Source organism: Corynebacterium sp. ACRPZ (assembly GCF_022346205.1).
GTDB lineage: Bacteria > Actinomycetota > Actinomycetes > Mycobacteriales > Mycobacteriaceae > Corynebacterium > Corynebacterium lehmanniae.
In genome coordinates, this window is sequence record NZ_JAKRMR010000011.1 from 44,349 (window position 1) to 57,725 (window position 13,377).

Annotated in this window: 12 protein-coding genes; 8 read left to right on the top strand and 4 right to left on the bottom strand. The window is 67.4% G+C overall.

Annotated elements, in window-relative coordinates; genetic code table 11:
* The first annotated feature begins 50 nt into the window (after positions 1–50).
* Positions 51–935, top strand: a complete 885-nt coding sequence (locus MHX64_RS08495) for a hypothetical protein (protein ID WP_194560669.1) — start codon at positions 51–53, stop codon at positions 933–935.
* A gap of 759 nt (positions 936–1,694) precedes the next feature.
* Here MHX64_RS08495 and MHX64_RS08500 read toward each other — a convergent pair.
* From MHX64_RS08500 to MHX64_RS08510, 3 genes are all read right to left on the bottom strand, one after another.
* Positions 1,695–5,489, bottom strand: a complete 3,795-nt coding sequence (locus MHX64_RS08500; protein WP_239357108.1) for a Pls/PosA family non-ribosomal peptide synthetase — start codon at positions 5,487–5,489, stop codon at positions 1,695–1,697.
* Positions 5,490–5,562: 73 nt separating this feature from the next.
* Positions 5,563–6,000 carry a MarR family winged helix-turn-helix transcriptional regulator gene (locus MHX64_RS08505; protein ID WP_239357109.1) on the bottom strand — a complete coding sequence of 146 codons (438 nt, stop codon included), beginning with the start codon at positions 5,998–6,000 and terminating at the stop codon, positions 5,563–5,565.
* A 55-nt stretch (positions 6,001–6,055) separates the two neighbouring features.
* Entirely contained in the window at positions 6,056–6,352 is a 297-nt protein-coding gene (locus MHX64_RS08510) for a rhodanese-like domain-containing protein (RefSeq protein ID WP_181889094.1), read from the bottom strand.
* Between the two features lie 19 nt (positions 6,353–6,371).
* Here MHX64_RS08510 and MHX64_RS08515 point away from each other — a divergent pair, with 19 nt between their 5' ends.
* The 4 genes from MHX64_RS08515 (at position 6,372) to MHX64_RS08530 (ending at position 10,147) form a co-directional block, all read left to right on the top strand.
* Positions 6,372–7,067 carry a hypothetical protein gene (locus MHX64_RS08515; protein ID WP_239357110.1) on the top strand — a complete coding sequence of 232 codons (696 nt, stop codon included), beginning with the start codon at positions 6,372–6,374 and terminating at the stop codon, positions 7,065–7,067.
* Between the two features lie 155 nt (positions 7,068–7,222).
* The gene (locus MHX64_RS08520; protein WP_239357112.1) at positions 7,223–8,095 is read left to right on the top strand and encodes a hypothetical protein; all 873 of its coding nucleotides are present in this window, start codon (positions 7,223–7,225) and stop codon (positions 8,093–8,095) included.
* A gap of 246 nt (positions 8,096–8,341) precedes the next feature.
* Positions 8,342–9,169: a hypothetical protein gene (locus MHX64_RS08525; protein ID WP_239306347.1), complete on the top strand. Its 828-nt coding sequence runs from the start codon at positions 8,342–8,344 to the stop codon at positions 9,167–9,169.
* Positions 9,170–9,214: 45 nt separating this feature from the next.
* Positions 9,215–10,147 (top strand): zinc-dependent metalloprotease family protein, encoded by a 933-nt coding sequence (locus MHX64_RS08530; RefSeq protein WP_239357113.1) that lies wholly within the window; start codon positions 9,215–9,217, stop codon positions 10,145–10,147.
* A 65-nt stretch (positions 10,148–10,212) separates the two neighbouring features.
* On the opposite strand, the gene MHX64_RS08535 is transcribed toward MHX64_RS08530, so the two are convergent.
* On the bottom strand, positions 10,213–10,746 hold the full coding sequence (locus MHX64_RS08535) for an inorganic diphosphatase (protein WP_239357115.1): 534 nt from the start codon (positions 10,744–10,746) through the stop codon (positions 10,213–10,215).
* A gap of 61 nt (positions 10,747–10,807) precedes the next feature.
* On the opposite strand from MHX64_RS08535, the gene dacB reads away from it, so the two are divergent.
* The 3 genes from dacB to MHX64_RS08550 all read left to right on the top strand — a co-directional run bounded on the left by dacB (position 10,808) and on the right by MHX64_RS08550 (position 13,365).
* Positions 10,808–12,061, top strand: a complete 1,254-nt coding sequence (dacB, locus tag MHX64_RS08540; RefSeq protein ID WP_239357117.1) for a D-alanyl-D-alanine carboxypeptidase/D-alanyl-D-alanine-endopeptidase — start codon at positions 10,808–10,810, stop codon at positions 12,059–12,061.
* Complete coding sequence (gene tilS, locus MHX64_RS08545) at positions 12,061–12,963, top strand: tRNA lysidine(34) synthetase TilS (RefSeq protein ID WP_239357119.1); 903 nt, start codon at positions 12,061–12,063, stop codon at positions 12,961–12,963. The genes dacB and tilS overlap by 1 nt, the downstream gene beginning before the upstream one ends.
* A gap of 237 nt (positions 12,964–13,200) precedes the next feature.
* Positions 13,201–13,365 carry a hypothetical protein gene (locus tag MHX64_RS08550; RefSeq protein ID WP_239306352.1) on the top strand — a complete coding sequence of 55 codons (165 nt, stop codon included), beginning with the start codon at positions 13,201–13,203 and terminating at the stop codon, positions 13,363–13,365.
* The last annotated feature ends 12 nt before the right edge of the window (positions 13,366–13,377 follow it).

Sequence of the window (13,377 nt, forward strand, 5' to 3'; positions counted from 1 at the left end):
CCGATGCATTAGGTGGGTGGGATAAACAACCGAAAGTGAAGGAGCAGACAATGCGTTTGAACAAGACTGCAATCGCACTGACGACCGCCGCCGCACTTGGTGCTGGCGTAATCCCGACTGCGGGTGCTCAGGAGAGCAACGCGCCGAAGCTCGACGACGGCGTGCAGCAGGCCACCGACAGCCCGAACGATGCCGATACGGGCATCTTCGGCAACGGCACTGGCGACGGCGCCGCGCAGGCGACCGGCAACGCTCCGGAAAACCCCAACGACCAGCTGCTTCCGGGCGCCCCGGAGGGCTCGGAGCCGGCCTCGTCGAACTCCCTGGGCACGAATGAGCAGGCTGCGACCGAGACCGAAACCGCCACTGCCACCGCGACGGCCACGGAAACGGCAACGGCGGGCGACTCGGGCGCTGCCGCGGGCACTGAGGGCACTGCCACCGGCACCGCGACGGCAACTGCGACGGAGACCGCGACCGGTACCGCCACTGCCACCGCCACGCCGACCACCAAGGACAACACTGCCGCGATCGTGCTCGGCTCCCTGGGTGCACTCGCCGGCCTGGGCCTGATCATCGCCGGTGTGCAGTACTTCGTGAACAAGGACGGCGACCTGGTCAAGGACCCGAACCGCGTCGACCAGCCTGCCTCCCCGGAGGAGAAGGCCGAGTCCGACCAGGTGAAGAAGGACCACGGCGAGGAGATCGCCCAGCAGGTCGAGGCCAACGGTGGCGCCCCGGCCGCAGGTAACGCAGGCACTGGCAACGCTGGCGCCGCAGCGAACGGTGCCGGCAACGCCGCCACAGCGAACGGCGAGCGCGGCATGAACGCCTCCACCGGTGTGGCAGAGCTGCCCGCTGGCCTGGTCGCGCTGCTGATCCTGTCCATCGTGGGCGCTGCGGGCTACGCCTTCAGCCGCCGCGAGACGGTCTAAGGCTCTATAGCGCCGAAGTGCTCTGAGATCGTCGGCCCCGCTTTGCGATTCGTCGCAAGGCGGGGCCTTCGCTTGCCCAGCCAAGTAATCTGTTGCTCATTAGGTTGATTGACCTCGGTGGAAGGAGGTGTGGTTGTGGAACGGCACTATTCGTATCCCAAGTTCGCGGACTGGTTGCGCAACGAAATTCAGACCGAGAACGACCCGTCTTTCGCTGTTCGGGTTCTCAAACGGGTGGTCTCTGACATCCGAGATATACCCGAAGACGAAGAGTTCTTGCTCGCGCACTCTGCTCCACAATCGACTGGAGACACCGATTGGGATCGATTGATTAGAGCCGCAGCTGAGATGACGTACTCCGACCGATTCGCGGGATCGAAACTGGAATGGTTTGAGGAGCAGGAGGAACCTCCGCTGCAGTGGTTTTACCCAACAAGCAGGCGTTCGAGGTTTGCTTTTAACCTTGAAAGGACGCCTGCGCCGTTCCGGGATAGGAAAGTATGTCTGGGGGAAGGCAACCTCCGCACAGCCAAGGACCATGACCGGCCATGGAACGTGTACAAACTGTCATACACAGGAGGCAGCGATGGAAGAGAAGCAGATTTTCCTCTCCGAAGAGGACTTTCGCCAAGTGCAGCGGATTCTGGAGGGGTCAGCTGAGACAACGAAACTTCAGAAGTTGTTCGATGCAGAAAGCCCGTTCGGCAAACCGATGAGTTTCGGGAGCGGTGACCGCGGACGAAACCGCGCCGTAAACCCCTACTGTGGCTCCACGGGGTTGCCCTGCCACACGGTCATGGCCGGCACCTCGTCGCCACGCATGACCAGCGAGCCCGGCCCCACCGTCGCGCCGGTGCCGATCGCGGACCCCGGCAGGGACACCGAGTGCGCGGCCAGCGTCGCGGATTCCAGGATCGACACCGTGTCCAGCGACATCACGCGGTCCTGGAACAGGTGCGTCTGCACCACCGTGCCCGGGCCGACCGACGCGCCGCGGCCCACCACGCACAGGTCCGTCTCCGGGAACCAGTAGGACTCGATCCACGCGCCGCGGCCCACGCGCACACCGAGCGCGCGTAGCGCCAGGTTCATCTCGCCGGCGCCGGAGGCCCAGTTGAAGAACCACGGCGCGGCGACAACTTCGACGAACTGGTCCTGCAGCTCGTTGAGCCACACAAACCAGGAGTACAGCGGGTGCTCACCCGCGCGGTGCCGCCCGACCAGCACCCACTTCGCCACCACGGCGGAGGCCACGGCCAGCGCGCCCACGGCCATCCACACCAGGCCGCCGAGGAGGTACGTCCAGAAGCCGAAGCGCTCCAGAAGCGTCACCACAACAGCGGCGAACACCGCCGCCAGCACGGCCTGTGTCATGGGTGCGAGCAGGCGCAGCGTCTCCACAAACCCGCGCTTGCGCATCAGCGACGCGGACGGCTTGTAGGTCGCCTCGCCGGCGGCCTCCACCTCGACGCGGCGCATGCGCTCCGGCGGCGAGCCCCACCAGTTCGAGCCCGCCTTGGACTTTTTCGGCGACGCGGACAGCACCGCCACCAGCGACTGTTTCGCCAGCTTGCGGCCGGGCGCGACCATGCCGGAGTTGCCCACGAAGGAGCGCTTGCCCACCACGGTGTGGTCGGTGCGGATCCAGCCGTCGCCGAGTTCGTAGGTGCCGACCATCGTGTCGTCGGCAAGGAATGCCCCGTCGCGCACCTCGGTCAGCTTCGGCACCATCACGGCGGTGGACACCTCGGCGCGCTCGCCGATCTGCGCGCCCAGCGACCGCAGCCACACCGGGGTGGCCAGGCCTGCGTAGATGGGGAAGTAGCGGGTGCGGGCGTCGTCCATAAGCCTGGTCACGGTCCACAGCGCCCAGCCGTGCACGCTGCGCACCGGGAACACGCCGGGCTTTACGCCTATCGACGCCACCCTCACGGCCAGCCACGTCAACAGCAAACCGCAACCGATGTAGACGAGTCCGCCGACCGGGGCGAACACGAGAAGGCCCCACACCGACGAGGTATGCGCAATGTGAGCCAGCCCCACCGTCGCGGCGGCGCCGGCGACACCGGCCGCAGCCGGCAGCAGCGCGAGGAACAGCGACGTCAGGCCGTAGCCGAGCGCCCACAGCGGGCGACGCGGCGGGCGCTCGTCGGGGAAGCGGTGCTTGGAGCGGCCCACCTTGCGCGCGGGCGAGCCCGCCCAGCGCGAGCGCTTCTTCACAGGTTTGCGGCCGGTGACCGTGGAGCCCGCCTCCACGTGCGCGCCGTTGCGGATCTCGGTGCCGGGCATGAGCGTGGAGCGCGCGCCGACGCGGGCCTCTGCGCCAATGGACACCTCGCCGACGTGGAATTCGTCGCCGTCGAGCCACACGCCCGACAGGTCCACCTCCGGCTCGATGGCGGAGCCCTCGCCGACCGTGAGCAGGCCCGTCACCGGCGCGAACGCGTGCATGTCCACACCCTTGCCGATCTTGGCACCCAACATGCGGGCGGTGATCTTCGCGGCGTTGGCGCTGGAGATGTTCAGCGCGCCGGAGGCGACCAGCCAGCGCTCGGCCGCCCACAGCCGCACGTGCTGCGCGCCGCCGCGTGTGTACACGCCGGGCTTCACCCGCCCGCGGATCAGTCGGGCGCCCAGCGCGCCGATCGGGATGCGCCCGAACGGGGTGCACAGCACCACGAACGCGGCGGCGAGCCAGGGCCAGCTCAGCTCGGTCAGGCCCAGCAGGTTCGCCGCGATGGCCACCCAGGTCACCGCCGTGGCTGCCTTCAACGTCATCACCGGCACCAGGGCCAAACTCTGCGCCACGCGGGTGCCGGCGCCGACGGGCTCTACTTCGCGTTCGCGCTTGGCGGTGCGGTTGGAAAGCGTGAGCTCGTCGATAAGCGAAGCAAGCGTTTCTAGCCTGGGGTGGTCGTAGAGGTCGCGCACCGCGATGGTGGGCACGCGCTCGCGCAGGCGGGTGATCAGCGCGGCGGCCGCGAGCGACGAGCCGCCGAGCTCGAAGAAGTCCGCGTCGCGTCCCGGCACGTCCAGGCCGAGGACCTCGACCCACTGCTCGGCCACCCACGTTTCAGTCTCGGTCAGGCCGACCGCGTCCACGCTGGCGGGCAGCGGCCACGGCAGGGCCTTCTTGTCCACCTTGCCGGAGGTGCGGATCGGCAGCTCGTCCATGACGTGCAGGCGCGGCACCAGCGCCGCCGGCATAACCTCGGCGAGGCGCTCGCGCATGTGCGGAACGTCCAGCTCGGTGCCGTCGTTGGGGGAGACGTAGCCCACCAGCACCTTGTCGCCCGACGGCAGGGTCTGCACCGCCACGGCCGAGTTGTACACGCCCTCGAGCGCGGCGACGTTGGCCTCCACCTCGCCCAGCTCGATGCGGCGCCCGCCGATCTTCACCTGGTCGTCCGCGCGGCCGATAAAGGCAAGGCCGTTGTCCGTGAGCTTGACGTGGTCGCCGGTGCGGTACGCGCGCTCCCAGTCGCCCATCGGGGCGTACTTCTCCGCGTCCTTCTCCGGATCCAGGTAGCGGGCCAGGCCCACGCCGCCGATGATGAGCTCCCCGTCTTCGGCGACTGCGAGGTCCCAGCCGTCCAGCGGCCAACCGATGGTCACCGCCTCACCGGGAAACAGCTGCTTCGCGCTGGCCACCACGGTCGCCTCGGTGGGGCCGTAGGTGTTCCACATCTCGCGGCCGTCCGCCAGGCGGTCGGTCAGCTCCTGCGAGCAGGCCTCGCCGCCCACGATGAGCAGGCGGATGTTGTCCAGCGCCTCCTTCGGCCACAGTCCGGCCAGCGTCGGCACCGTGGACACGACGGTGATGTCGCGGCGGATCAGCCACGGGCCTAAGTCCTGGCCGGAGCGCACCAGCGCGCGCGGGGCCGGCACCAGGCAGGCGCCGTGGCCCCAGGCCAGCCACATCTCCTCGCAGGACGCGTCGAAGGCCACGGACAGGCCGGCCAGCACGCGGTCGTCCGGGCCGAGCGGGTTGTCCTGGCAGAACAGGCGCGCCTCCGCGTCCACGAACGCGGCCGCGGAGCGGTGCGTTACCGCCACACCTTTCGGTTTTCCTGTGGAGCCGGAGGTGAAGATGATCCAGCAGTCGTGGTCCGGGGTGACCTCGCCCAACGGGGCCGGCTGCGCAGGCTTGAGCACGCGCAGCCCGTCGTCGGTCCAGATCGCGTCCACGTCCGCCTCGCCGAAGACGGTCTCCGCGCGCTCGTCCGGGTCGTCCGCGTCCACCGGCACGTACGCGCAGCCCGCGCGCATCGTGGACAGGATCGCAAGGTAGAGCTCCCTGCTTCCCGATGTCATCCGGACCCCCACGCGGCCCCCATCACGCACGCCCATCTTGCGCATGTCGGCGGCGCGGCGCTCGATTTCCTCCACCAGTTCGGCGTAGGTGAGCACGCCGTCGTCGGCGGAGTTCGCGCCGCCGTCGTCGATGGCGGCGGCATCGGGGTGCTCGGCGGCGGTAGCCGTGAGGACGTCGATGAGCGTCCGCTCCGGCGGGGCCAGGTGGCTGCGAAGGAGGGGGTTGTCGGGCTGAGACATGCGGATAAGGCTAATAGCGCAACGAAAAACCGCAAATTATGGGAAACGCCAACTATTTGCGCCCGCCCACGTTCTAGTCGTCGCCGTCCAGCGCCTGGGAGAGCTTGCGCAGGCTCTTCAGCTGCTTGTTGGAAGACGCCTCCAGCGCGCGGTCCTCCGCCTCAGCCACGTCCGCGGCAAGTTTCGCCAGCACCTTGGTGCCTTTCTTGGTGGCGGCGACGATCTGGCGGCGTCGGTCCTTCGGGTCGCGCTCGCGGGTGACCCAGTTGTTGTTCTCCAGGTTGTCGATGAGGCGGACCATGTCGGACGCGTCGATGGTGAGCAGCTCCGACAGCTGGCGCTGACTCATCGGCTCCCCGTCCACGCACGTGAGGATCCAGTACTCGCGCATGGTGGAGTCGTGCTTGGCCAGGGTGCGCTCGACCTCGTCTTTGGTGTGTCTGCGCACGCGTTCGACCTGGAAGTGGGGGGACTTGGCCAGTGCGGACGGCAGTTCGGGGAGCGTGGGCATGGCCTTCATCATAACTATGTTTAGGCGCCCAACAATTGGGAACGCCTAAGACTGCCTAATTCTGGTGGGGCAGGCCTTGTTCGACCCAGGCTGTGGTGCCGCCGGCGACGTTGATGACGTTGTCCCAGCCGCGGGCCTGCTCCAGGTATTCGCCGGCTTGCGCGCTGCGGCCGCCGGACTTGCAGATCAGGTAAATGTCGCGCTCTGGGTCGATCTCGTCGGTGCGTGCGACGAACTCGGACAGGGGGATGTTCACGGCGCCCTCGGCGCGGACGGCGGCGTACTCGTCGGGCTCGCGCACGTCGATAAGCTGCGCGCCTGCGGGGACTTTATCTACGGAAACTTCCTTCATGGCTCGTATGATAACTGCCGTGAAGTACCACGTCCGCCGCATCGTCGCACTGCTGATTCTGTTCCTTCTGGTGCGCGCAAGTTTCAAGGCACTGCTTCACGACGAACCTTCGGACCCCCCAGCGGCAGCACCGGAGACGTCGGTGTCGGCGGAGCCCCGTCGGCAAGCTGCTGCTTCGATCGCGCAGGGGCGACCGGTGGAGATGGTGGTGCCGGTGCTGGGGCTGCGCGCCGGGTTCGAGCAGGCGGATTGCCGCGTGGTGGACGGCAAGATCGACCCGAAAAGCATGGATAAGGCGTGCGCGCTGACGGGGGAGGGCTACCCGTACGAGCTGCCGGGCACGGACGCCGGCGACATCGTGGTCGTGGCGGGGCATACCGGCGCGGGCGTGGATGCGGTGTTTAACAAGCTTTACGACGGCAAAGCCGAACGCCACACCGTAGCCAAAGGCGACACGCTGTTCCTGCGCACGGAAGCCTCGGGCGACGACTGGCTGAAGTACACCGCGACCGACCTGCACGATCCGGACAAGGGCGCGCTGGCGGGCAACGCGGAGATCTGGGGGACGGGGCCGATGCCGGGGCGGCTGCTGACCATTTCCTGCATCCAGCCGGCGAACCTGCTGGCGGACAGCGTGCGCAACGCCGTGGTGGGGTGGCAGCTGGCCGGAACGGCGACCGATGACGAGGTTGAGACGGCCTTCGAGCCGCGGTAGTCAAGATTTTTGCGTCTCTTTTGCGGGGTTTGACCTGCGGCTTTACAGGTGTTGTCCAAAAAGTCTGAAGTTTTAGTTGAGACTTGTGTGAAACGTGTTTACTGTTGTGGCGTAACCTTCGACCTGAGGTTTAGACTTTCCCGATAGGAGCCCCAATGAAGCGCACCGTCCGCACGCTCGCCGCAGCCGCAATGGCCGGCGCGATCGCAATTTCCGTGACCCCCGCCGCCGACGCCCAGACCGCCATCGACCCGACCGAGATCGCCACGAAGGCTATCGAGGCTCGTTTCCCGGCCGTCATCGTTGCCCCGAACGGCACGTACTACGAGCTGGTCAACGGCGAATACAAGGGGGCCGCAACCACCCCGGCCGGCGCAGAGAACGCCGCGGAGGTTTCCCTGGCAGACAACGGTGACATTGTCGCCACCCTTGCGGACGGCTCCGGTGAGACGATCGTGCTGGGGAAGGCCGAGCCGGCCGCTGAGTCCACCACCACCACTCCCCAGGCCCCGGCGCCGAAGGCGACCGGCGAGGCTGCCGCTACTGCAACCTCCACTTCCACCGCGACCACGCTTACGGTGCCGGCGGGTACGGACACCACCGTCTCCGCAACTGTGGATGCAAACCTGGGCGGCGCCGGCGCTGGCGCGGGCAGCTCCAACGGTGCAGCTGGCGAGGCCAACGCCGAGCTGTCCCCGGGCGCGATCGCGGGCATCGCAGCCGCTGCGATCGGCATCCCGGTCGTCATCGCTGGCGTGACCTACTTCCTCAACCAGGACGGCGAGACCCTGGTCGGCTCCTCCGAGCGCGTGAACCAGCAGCCGACCCCGGAGGAGAAGGAGAAGTCCGACCAGCTCCGCGCTGAGCACGCCGACGAGATCGCAGCGCAGCAGGTCGCTGCCGCCGCTAACCGTGGCGTCGAGGCTGAGACCGGCTCCAACACGCTCGTGCGCACCCTGTTCGCGCTGGTGATCGCTTCCGTGCTGGGCGCTGCCGCGTTCGTGGCTGGCCGCCGCTTCCTGGTCTAGGCGACCCCCTCTTCTTCGCTTGAGGTCTGGTTACTTTCGCGTAACCAGACCTCAAGCGTTTTGCGTATCTAAAACCCCTGGTCGCGCCCGCCGCTGAGGTCTGGTTTGCTGCTGAGGTCTGGTTAGTCCCAAGCAGGAAGAAAACAGCTGTTACTGGAGTGAAAAATGGGGGCAAAGTGTGTAAACTCTCAACCAACGCTTGAGGTTTGACCCCTCGAGCTTCCCCGAACTTCCTAGGAGTCCGTCATGAACCGCACCACCCGCGCCGCCGCTGTCGCAACTGCTGCCGCCGCAGCTCTGCTCGCTGTGCCGGTCGCCGCAACCGCGCAGGATCTGCCGGCCGAGACCGCCGACGCACGCGGCGAGCAGTACTTCCTCAACGAGGAGGGCTCCCACTACGTGCGCACGCTCCAGGAGGCGGCGCAGCCGTATGCGCAGCTGGACAGCGGCCAGCAGGAGCGCGCGGTCGCGGTCGCGGATGCCGCGGTCGCAGGTTTGATCGGCTCCGGTGTGATTCGGGACCAGCCCGCCGACCAGCCGACGGGCGAGCCGGTGCCGACCGACCCGGAAGCTACGGAAGCCACCGAAACGCCCGCCGAAACGCCCACCGAAGCGCCCGTCCCATCTCCGGAAAACGCGCCGGAGGAGCCGCTCGGCGCCGAGGACGTGGATCCCGCCGACGACAACCCCGTCGCCCACGGCCTGGTGAAGTTCCCGCCGGTGCTCACGCTGGACGGCAAGACGTACTTCCTGAACAAGGACGGCCACACCTTCGTCGCCGATGTCACCCGCGTCAACGCGGACGTCACCCCGGAGGAGACTGCGGAATCCGAGGCGATGATCCAGGCCAACGCTGGCGAGATCGGTCGTCAGGGGCTTGAGGCCGCGCGTGCTGCAGGCGAGGCTGTAGAGGCTGCCGTCAACGACGAGATCGCATCCCCGTACGCCGCACCCGCCCGTGGCCTGGAAGCGGAGACTGGTTCCAACACCGTCGCCCGCGCGCTGTTCGCGCTTGCGCTGGCAAGCGCACTGGGCGCAGGCTTCTTCGCGTTCGCCCGCCGCCGCCTGATCTAGCCGCGCAGATTTGCGCCAGCTTGGAGAATGGTGTTCTCTGAGTTGGTGAATTATAGACATCTGCTCGCATCCTGCTGTGCCGCCGCCGTCGCGGCAGGCACGATCGCCACCCCGGCCCAGGCCGCCGTCGACCCGATTGGTCGGGAGTGCCGCGCCGCCACCGCAGCGGCGAACATGGGCCAGCCGATCCCGAACATCGGCAACTACCTACTCAGCGGCAACGAGAACGCCATCGACAACGGCGTCCTGCGCATCTTCGCGCCGACGAAGTACAAGCCGTACATCACCCAGGCCACGGACCAGTGGGTCAGCGCCACCGGCGGCCTGATGCGCTTCGAGTACGTGGACCAGCCCGGCTACAAGGTGGTCACCGTGCGGGAGGCCAACCTGGGCGGCTACGTCGTCGGCCGCGTGCAGGGCAACGTGAACAACATGGAGCTTTTGCTCAACCCGGACATTCTGCGCAGCGGCTACTACGAGAGCCTGGTCATGACCATCGCGCACGAGCTCGGCCACGCCATGGGCCTGGCGCACTCCTGCGACGGCGCGCTGATGAAGGACGGCACCAACCGCGGCAAGGTGGCCAAAACCCCGCAGCCGCTGGATGCCCAGGTGCTCATCCAGGCGAACGACCTGCGGGCAGCTCGCCTATCGACGACTACCGCTACCCCCACCCCTGAGCCCACCCCGACGAACAACGGCAACGTCTACGAGTGGGTCGGCGAGCGCAACTCCACGACCATCGAGGTCGCACCGACTCCGATCCGGACGACGGTGGCGTGGGAGCCGAAGACGCAGCCCACGACTAGCGAAACGCCCACCGAGCGACGCACGACCGTCATCGAAACCACGGTCGCGCCGGAGCCCACCCCCGAGCAGCCGAAGCGCGTCTCGCCGCTGGCGATCATTCTGCCGGTGGCCGCGGCCGCGATCTCCGCGATCGGCCTCGGTCTCGCGTTCATGCGCAGCTGGTTCTAGCAGCGCAAAACAAAAGCCGGGCCGACGCGAGAATGCGGGCCCGGCTTTAGCCGTCGATAAGCAAGTTAGTTGACGGTCTTGGCTTCCTTGTCTTCCTCGAGGCTCTCGCGGGAGTTGTCGCCGACGCGCTTGAACTCGTCGAGTGCGGCCTGCAGGATCTTCTCCGCCTCGGCCTTGTCGCCCCAGCCGGAACCGGAGACTTCCTTGTTCGGCTCGAGGTCCTTGTAGTGCACGAAGAAGTGCTCGATCTCGTCCTTGACAAAGTCGGAGACGTCGGAGATGTCCTGGTAGGACTCGTAGCGCACGTCGTCGATGACGCAGAGCAGCTTGTCGTCGCCGCCGGCCTCGTCGGTCATCTTGAACACGCCGATCGGGCGCGCGATCACGGTCACACCCGGGAAGACGGGCTCCGGGGTGATCACGAGTGCGTCGAGCGGGTCGCCGTCGTCGGCAAGGGTGTTGTCGATGAAGCCGTAGTCCGCCGGGTACGCCATCGGGGTGAACAGGTAGCGGTCGAGGAAGACGCGACCGGTCTCGTGGTCGACCTCGTACTTGTTGCGGGAACCCTTGGGGATCTCGATGATGACCTCGATAGCCATTACTTCTCCTTTGTTCGGTGAATGTCTGCACGCCATCATACTTCGGCTACCATTTTGGCCGATGAAGGTATGGACTTGGGTCGCAGGCGCCGTCGCGCTCGCTGCGGTCGGCGGTGTCGCAGGCTTCGGCATCGCGGCGCACGAGCAGCTCTCCGAGATCACGCACGCGCCGCCGTACCAGCTGCAGTCCGCCCCGTCTGTGTTGGAGCCTGCGGTGCCTTCGCCTATCGACGACACTTCACTGCGAACGACCCTGGCATCGCTTGCCGACAACCCTGACCTGGGCGTGTTCCACGGCCACGTCACGCAGGCGGGCACCGGCGAGGCGGTGTTCGACCGCGCCTCCGACGAGGCACTGAAGCCGGCGAGTGTGACCAAGGTGCTCACCGCGTCGGCGGCGCTGCTGAGCCTGGGCGCACAGGACCGCATCACCACGGAGGTGGTGCGCGGTGCGAACCCGGGGGAAGTAGTGATCAAGGCGGCAGGCGACGTGTGGCTGAACAGTGAAGCTCTGGATGAGCTCGCGGCGCAGGTGGGGGAGGCCGGCACGGTGCTCATCGACACCTCCGCCTGGGACGGCATGCCGGAGCTCATGCCGGGCTGGGACCCGTTGGACATCGACGGCGGGTTCGTCGCGCCCCTGCAGCCCGCGATGCTGTCCGGCGGGCGGTTAAACGGCGAGACCTCCGGCGACGTGCCCCGCTCCCACACCCCGGCGCTCGAGGTGGCGCAGGCGCTGGCGGAGCGCGTCGGCGCGCAGAACGTCGGTGAAGGCCAGGGCGACGGCGAGGTTGTCGCCGCGGTGGAGTCGCCGACGCTGGTGGAGCGGCTCGAGCTGATGATGAAAAACTCCGACAACGTCTACGCCGAAGCCATCGGGCGCGAAGTGGCGCTGGCGCGCGGCACCACGGACGCGCCGGGCGCGACCCAGAGCGTGCTGGAGGAGCGCGGCTTCAACACCGCCGGGCTCGTCCTGCACGACAACTCCGGGCTGTCCGCGGACAACCGCATCGCGCCGAAGCTTTTGGACGCGCTGCTGTACGACGCCACCGCCCAGCCCGCGCTGCGTCCTCTGCTGTCCGCGCTGCCCGTGGCCGCCGGCGAGGGCACGCTCCTGGACCGCTACAGCGACCTCGCGGGCCGCGGCTGGGTGCGCGCGAAAACGGGCACACTCGACGGCACCGCGTCGCTGGCCGGCACCGTGACCAGTGTGAACGGCAACGTCTACACGTTCGCCCTGATCTGCAACGACGCCGACGTCCTCGCCGCGCGCCGCGCCATGGACGAGTTCACCTCCGCACTGCGCGAGTTCTGATGGACCCATTCTGGCCGCGCCGCTCGCCGCACTTCCTTGCCTGCCGACGAGCACTCCGCCCCTTCGACGCCCCCGCCATCATCGGCCTGTCCGGCGGGCCCGACTCGCTCGCCTTGGCCGCCGCGGCAGCGGCAGAGAAGAAGGACGTCCGCTGCGTGGTGGTGGACCACGGCCTCCAGGACGGTTCCAACGCGGTGGCGGAACGGGCGGTACAGACAGTCAAAGCTTTCGGCCTCGCAGCCGAAGTCGTCCGCGTCGAGGTGGGCGAGGGCAACCTGGAGGCGGCCGCGCGCAGCGCCAGGTACGAGGCCCTGCTGGCGTACGGGAGTGATGTCTGGGTCGGCCACACCGCCGACGACCAGGCGGAAACGCTCCTGCTTGGCGCGCTGCGCGGCAACCCGTCCGGCATGGCTCCGCGCAATGGGCGCATCGTCCGGCCGTTTCTGGGCATCCGCCGCGCGGACACCGTCGGCGCCTGCGGGGAGCTCGGCCTCGATCCGTGGCACGACCCGATGAACGCGGACCCGGCCTTCCGCCGCGTGGCGATGCGCAACCAGGTGTTGCCCCTGCTCAGCGAGCTTCTCGGCGGCGACGCCGTCCCCGCGCTCGCGGCCACCGCGGACCGGATCGCGGCGGACCAGGCCCTGATCGCGTCGCTGACCGACCTCGCGCCGACTACCTGCTGTGCGGAGTTGAAGGCGGATGCGGAGCCGGTCCGGAGGCGTCGATTAGCAGCATGGCTCTTGGAGGAAGGCGTGCCGGTGCAAGGGGACCAGCTCGACGCGGTGGAAGCCTTGGTCGTCGATTGGCGCGGGCAAGGACCCGTTGCTGTCGCGGGCGGGCGCGCAGTGGTGCGTGAGGGCGGACAGCTGGCTATTTTGGGGGAGTTCCACAGTGGATAAAAGTAAAGAGGGGCTCTGCCACTGAGCTACACCACCAAGGTGGGCCGGGAATCGAACCCGAGTCTCCCTCTTTCGTGGAAATCTTGGTCGTGAACCAACGGAGTCTCTCTCGGAGTTCCTGCACGCGATCATCGCATGGTTGCTCAAAAATTTGCAACGGTGCTTCGAAAAGGAAAATTGACCATTGTGGACTAACCCCGCCGTGTATATGGTCTGCTTGCATACAGGAGGTGCTGCATGGACAAGGTGGCAACGCAGGTCTTTGATTCGGGAAATAGCGATGCGGTTCGCCGTCTTCGGGAATTTCAAGCTGCGCATGGCATTGAGGGTGGCATCCTTGAAGACTGCGACGGGCTCTTCGATGACGCGGTGCTAAGCCGCGACGAGACCGAGCTGAACTGATCGGAACGTTTT

Coding starts and splice junctions, on each gene's coding strand:
- MHX64_RS08495 (WP_194560669.1), top strand. CDS start 51: ATGCGTTTGAACAAGACTGCAATCGCACTGACGACCGCCGCCGCACTT.
- MHX64_RS08500 (WP_239357108.1), bottom strand. CDS start 5,489: ATGTCTCAGCCCGACAACCCCCTCCTTCGCAGCCACCTGGCCCCGCCG.
- MHX64_RS08505 (WP_239357109.1), bottom strand. CDS start 6,000: ATGCCCACGCTCCCCGAACTGCCGTCCGCACTGGCCAAGTCCCCCCAC.
- MHX64_RS08510 (WP_181889094.1), bottom strand. CDS start 6,352: ATGAAGGAAGTTTCCGTAGATAAAGTCCCCGCAGGCGCGCAGCTTATC.
- MHX64_RS08520 (WP_239357112.1), top strand. CDS start 7,223: ATGAAGCGCACCGTCCGCACGCTCGCCGCAGCCGCAATGGCCGGCGCG.
- MHX64_RS08525 (WP_239306347.1), top strand. CDS start 8,342: ATGAACCGCACCACCCGCGCCGCCGCTGTCGCAACTGCTGCCGCCGCA.
- MHX64_RS08535 (WP_239357115.1), bottom strand. CDS start 10,746: ATGGCTATCGAGGTCATCATCGAGATCCCCAAGGGTTCCCGCAACAAG.
- dacB (WP_239357117.1), top strand. CDS start 10,808: ATGAAGGTATGGACTTGGGTCGCAGGCGCCGTCGCGCTCGCTGCGGTC.
- tilS (WP_239357119.1), top strand. CDS start 12,061: ATGGACCCATTCTGGCCGCGCCGCTCGCCGCACTTCCTTGCCTGCCGA.
- MHX64_RS08550 (WP_239306352.1), top strand. CDS start 13,201: ATGGACAAGGTGGCAACGCAGGTCTTTGATTCGGGAAATAGCGATGCG.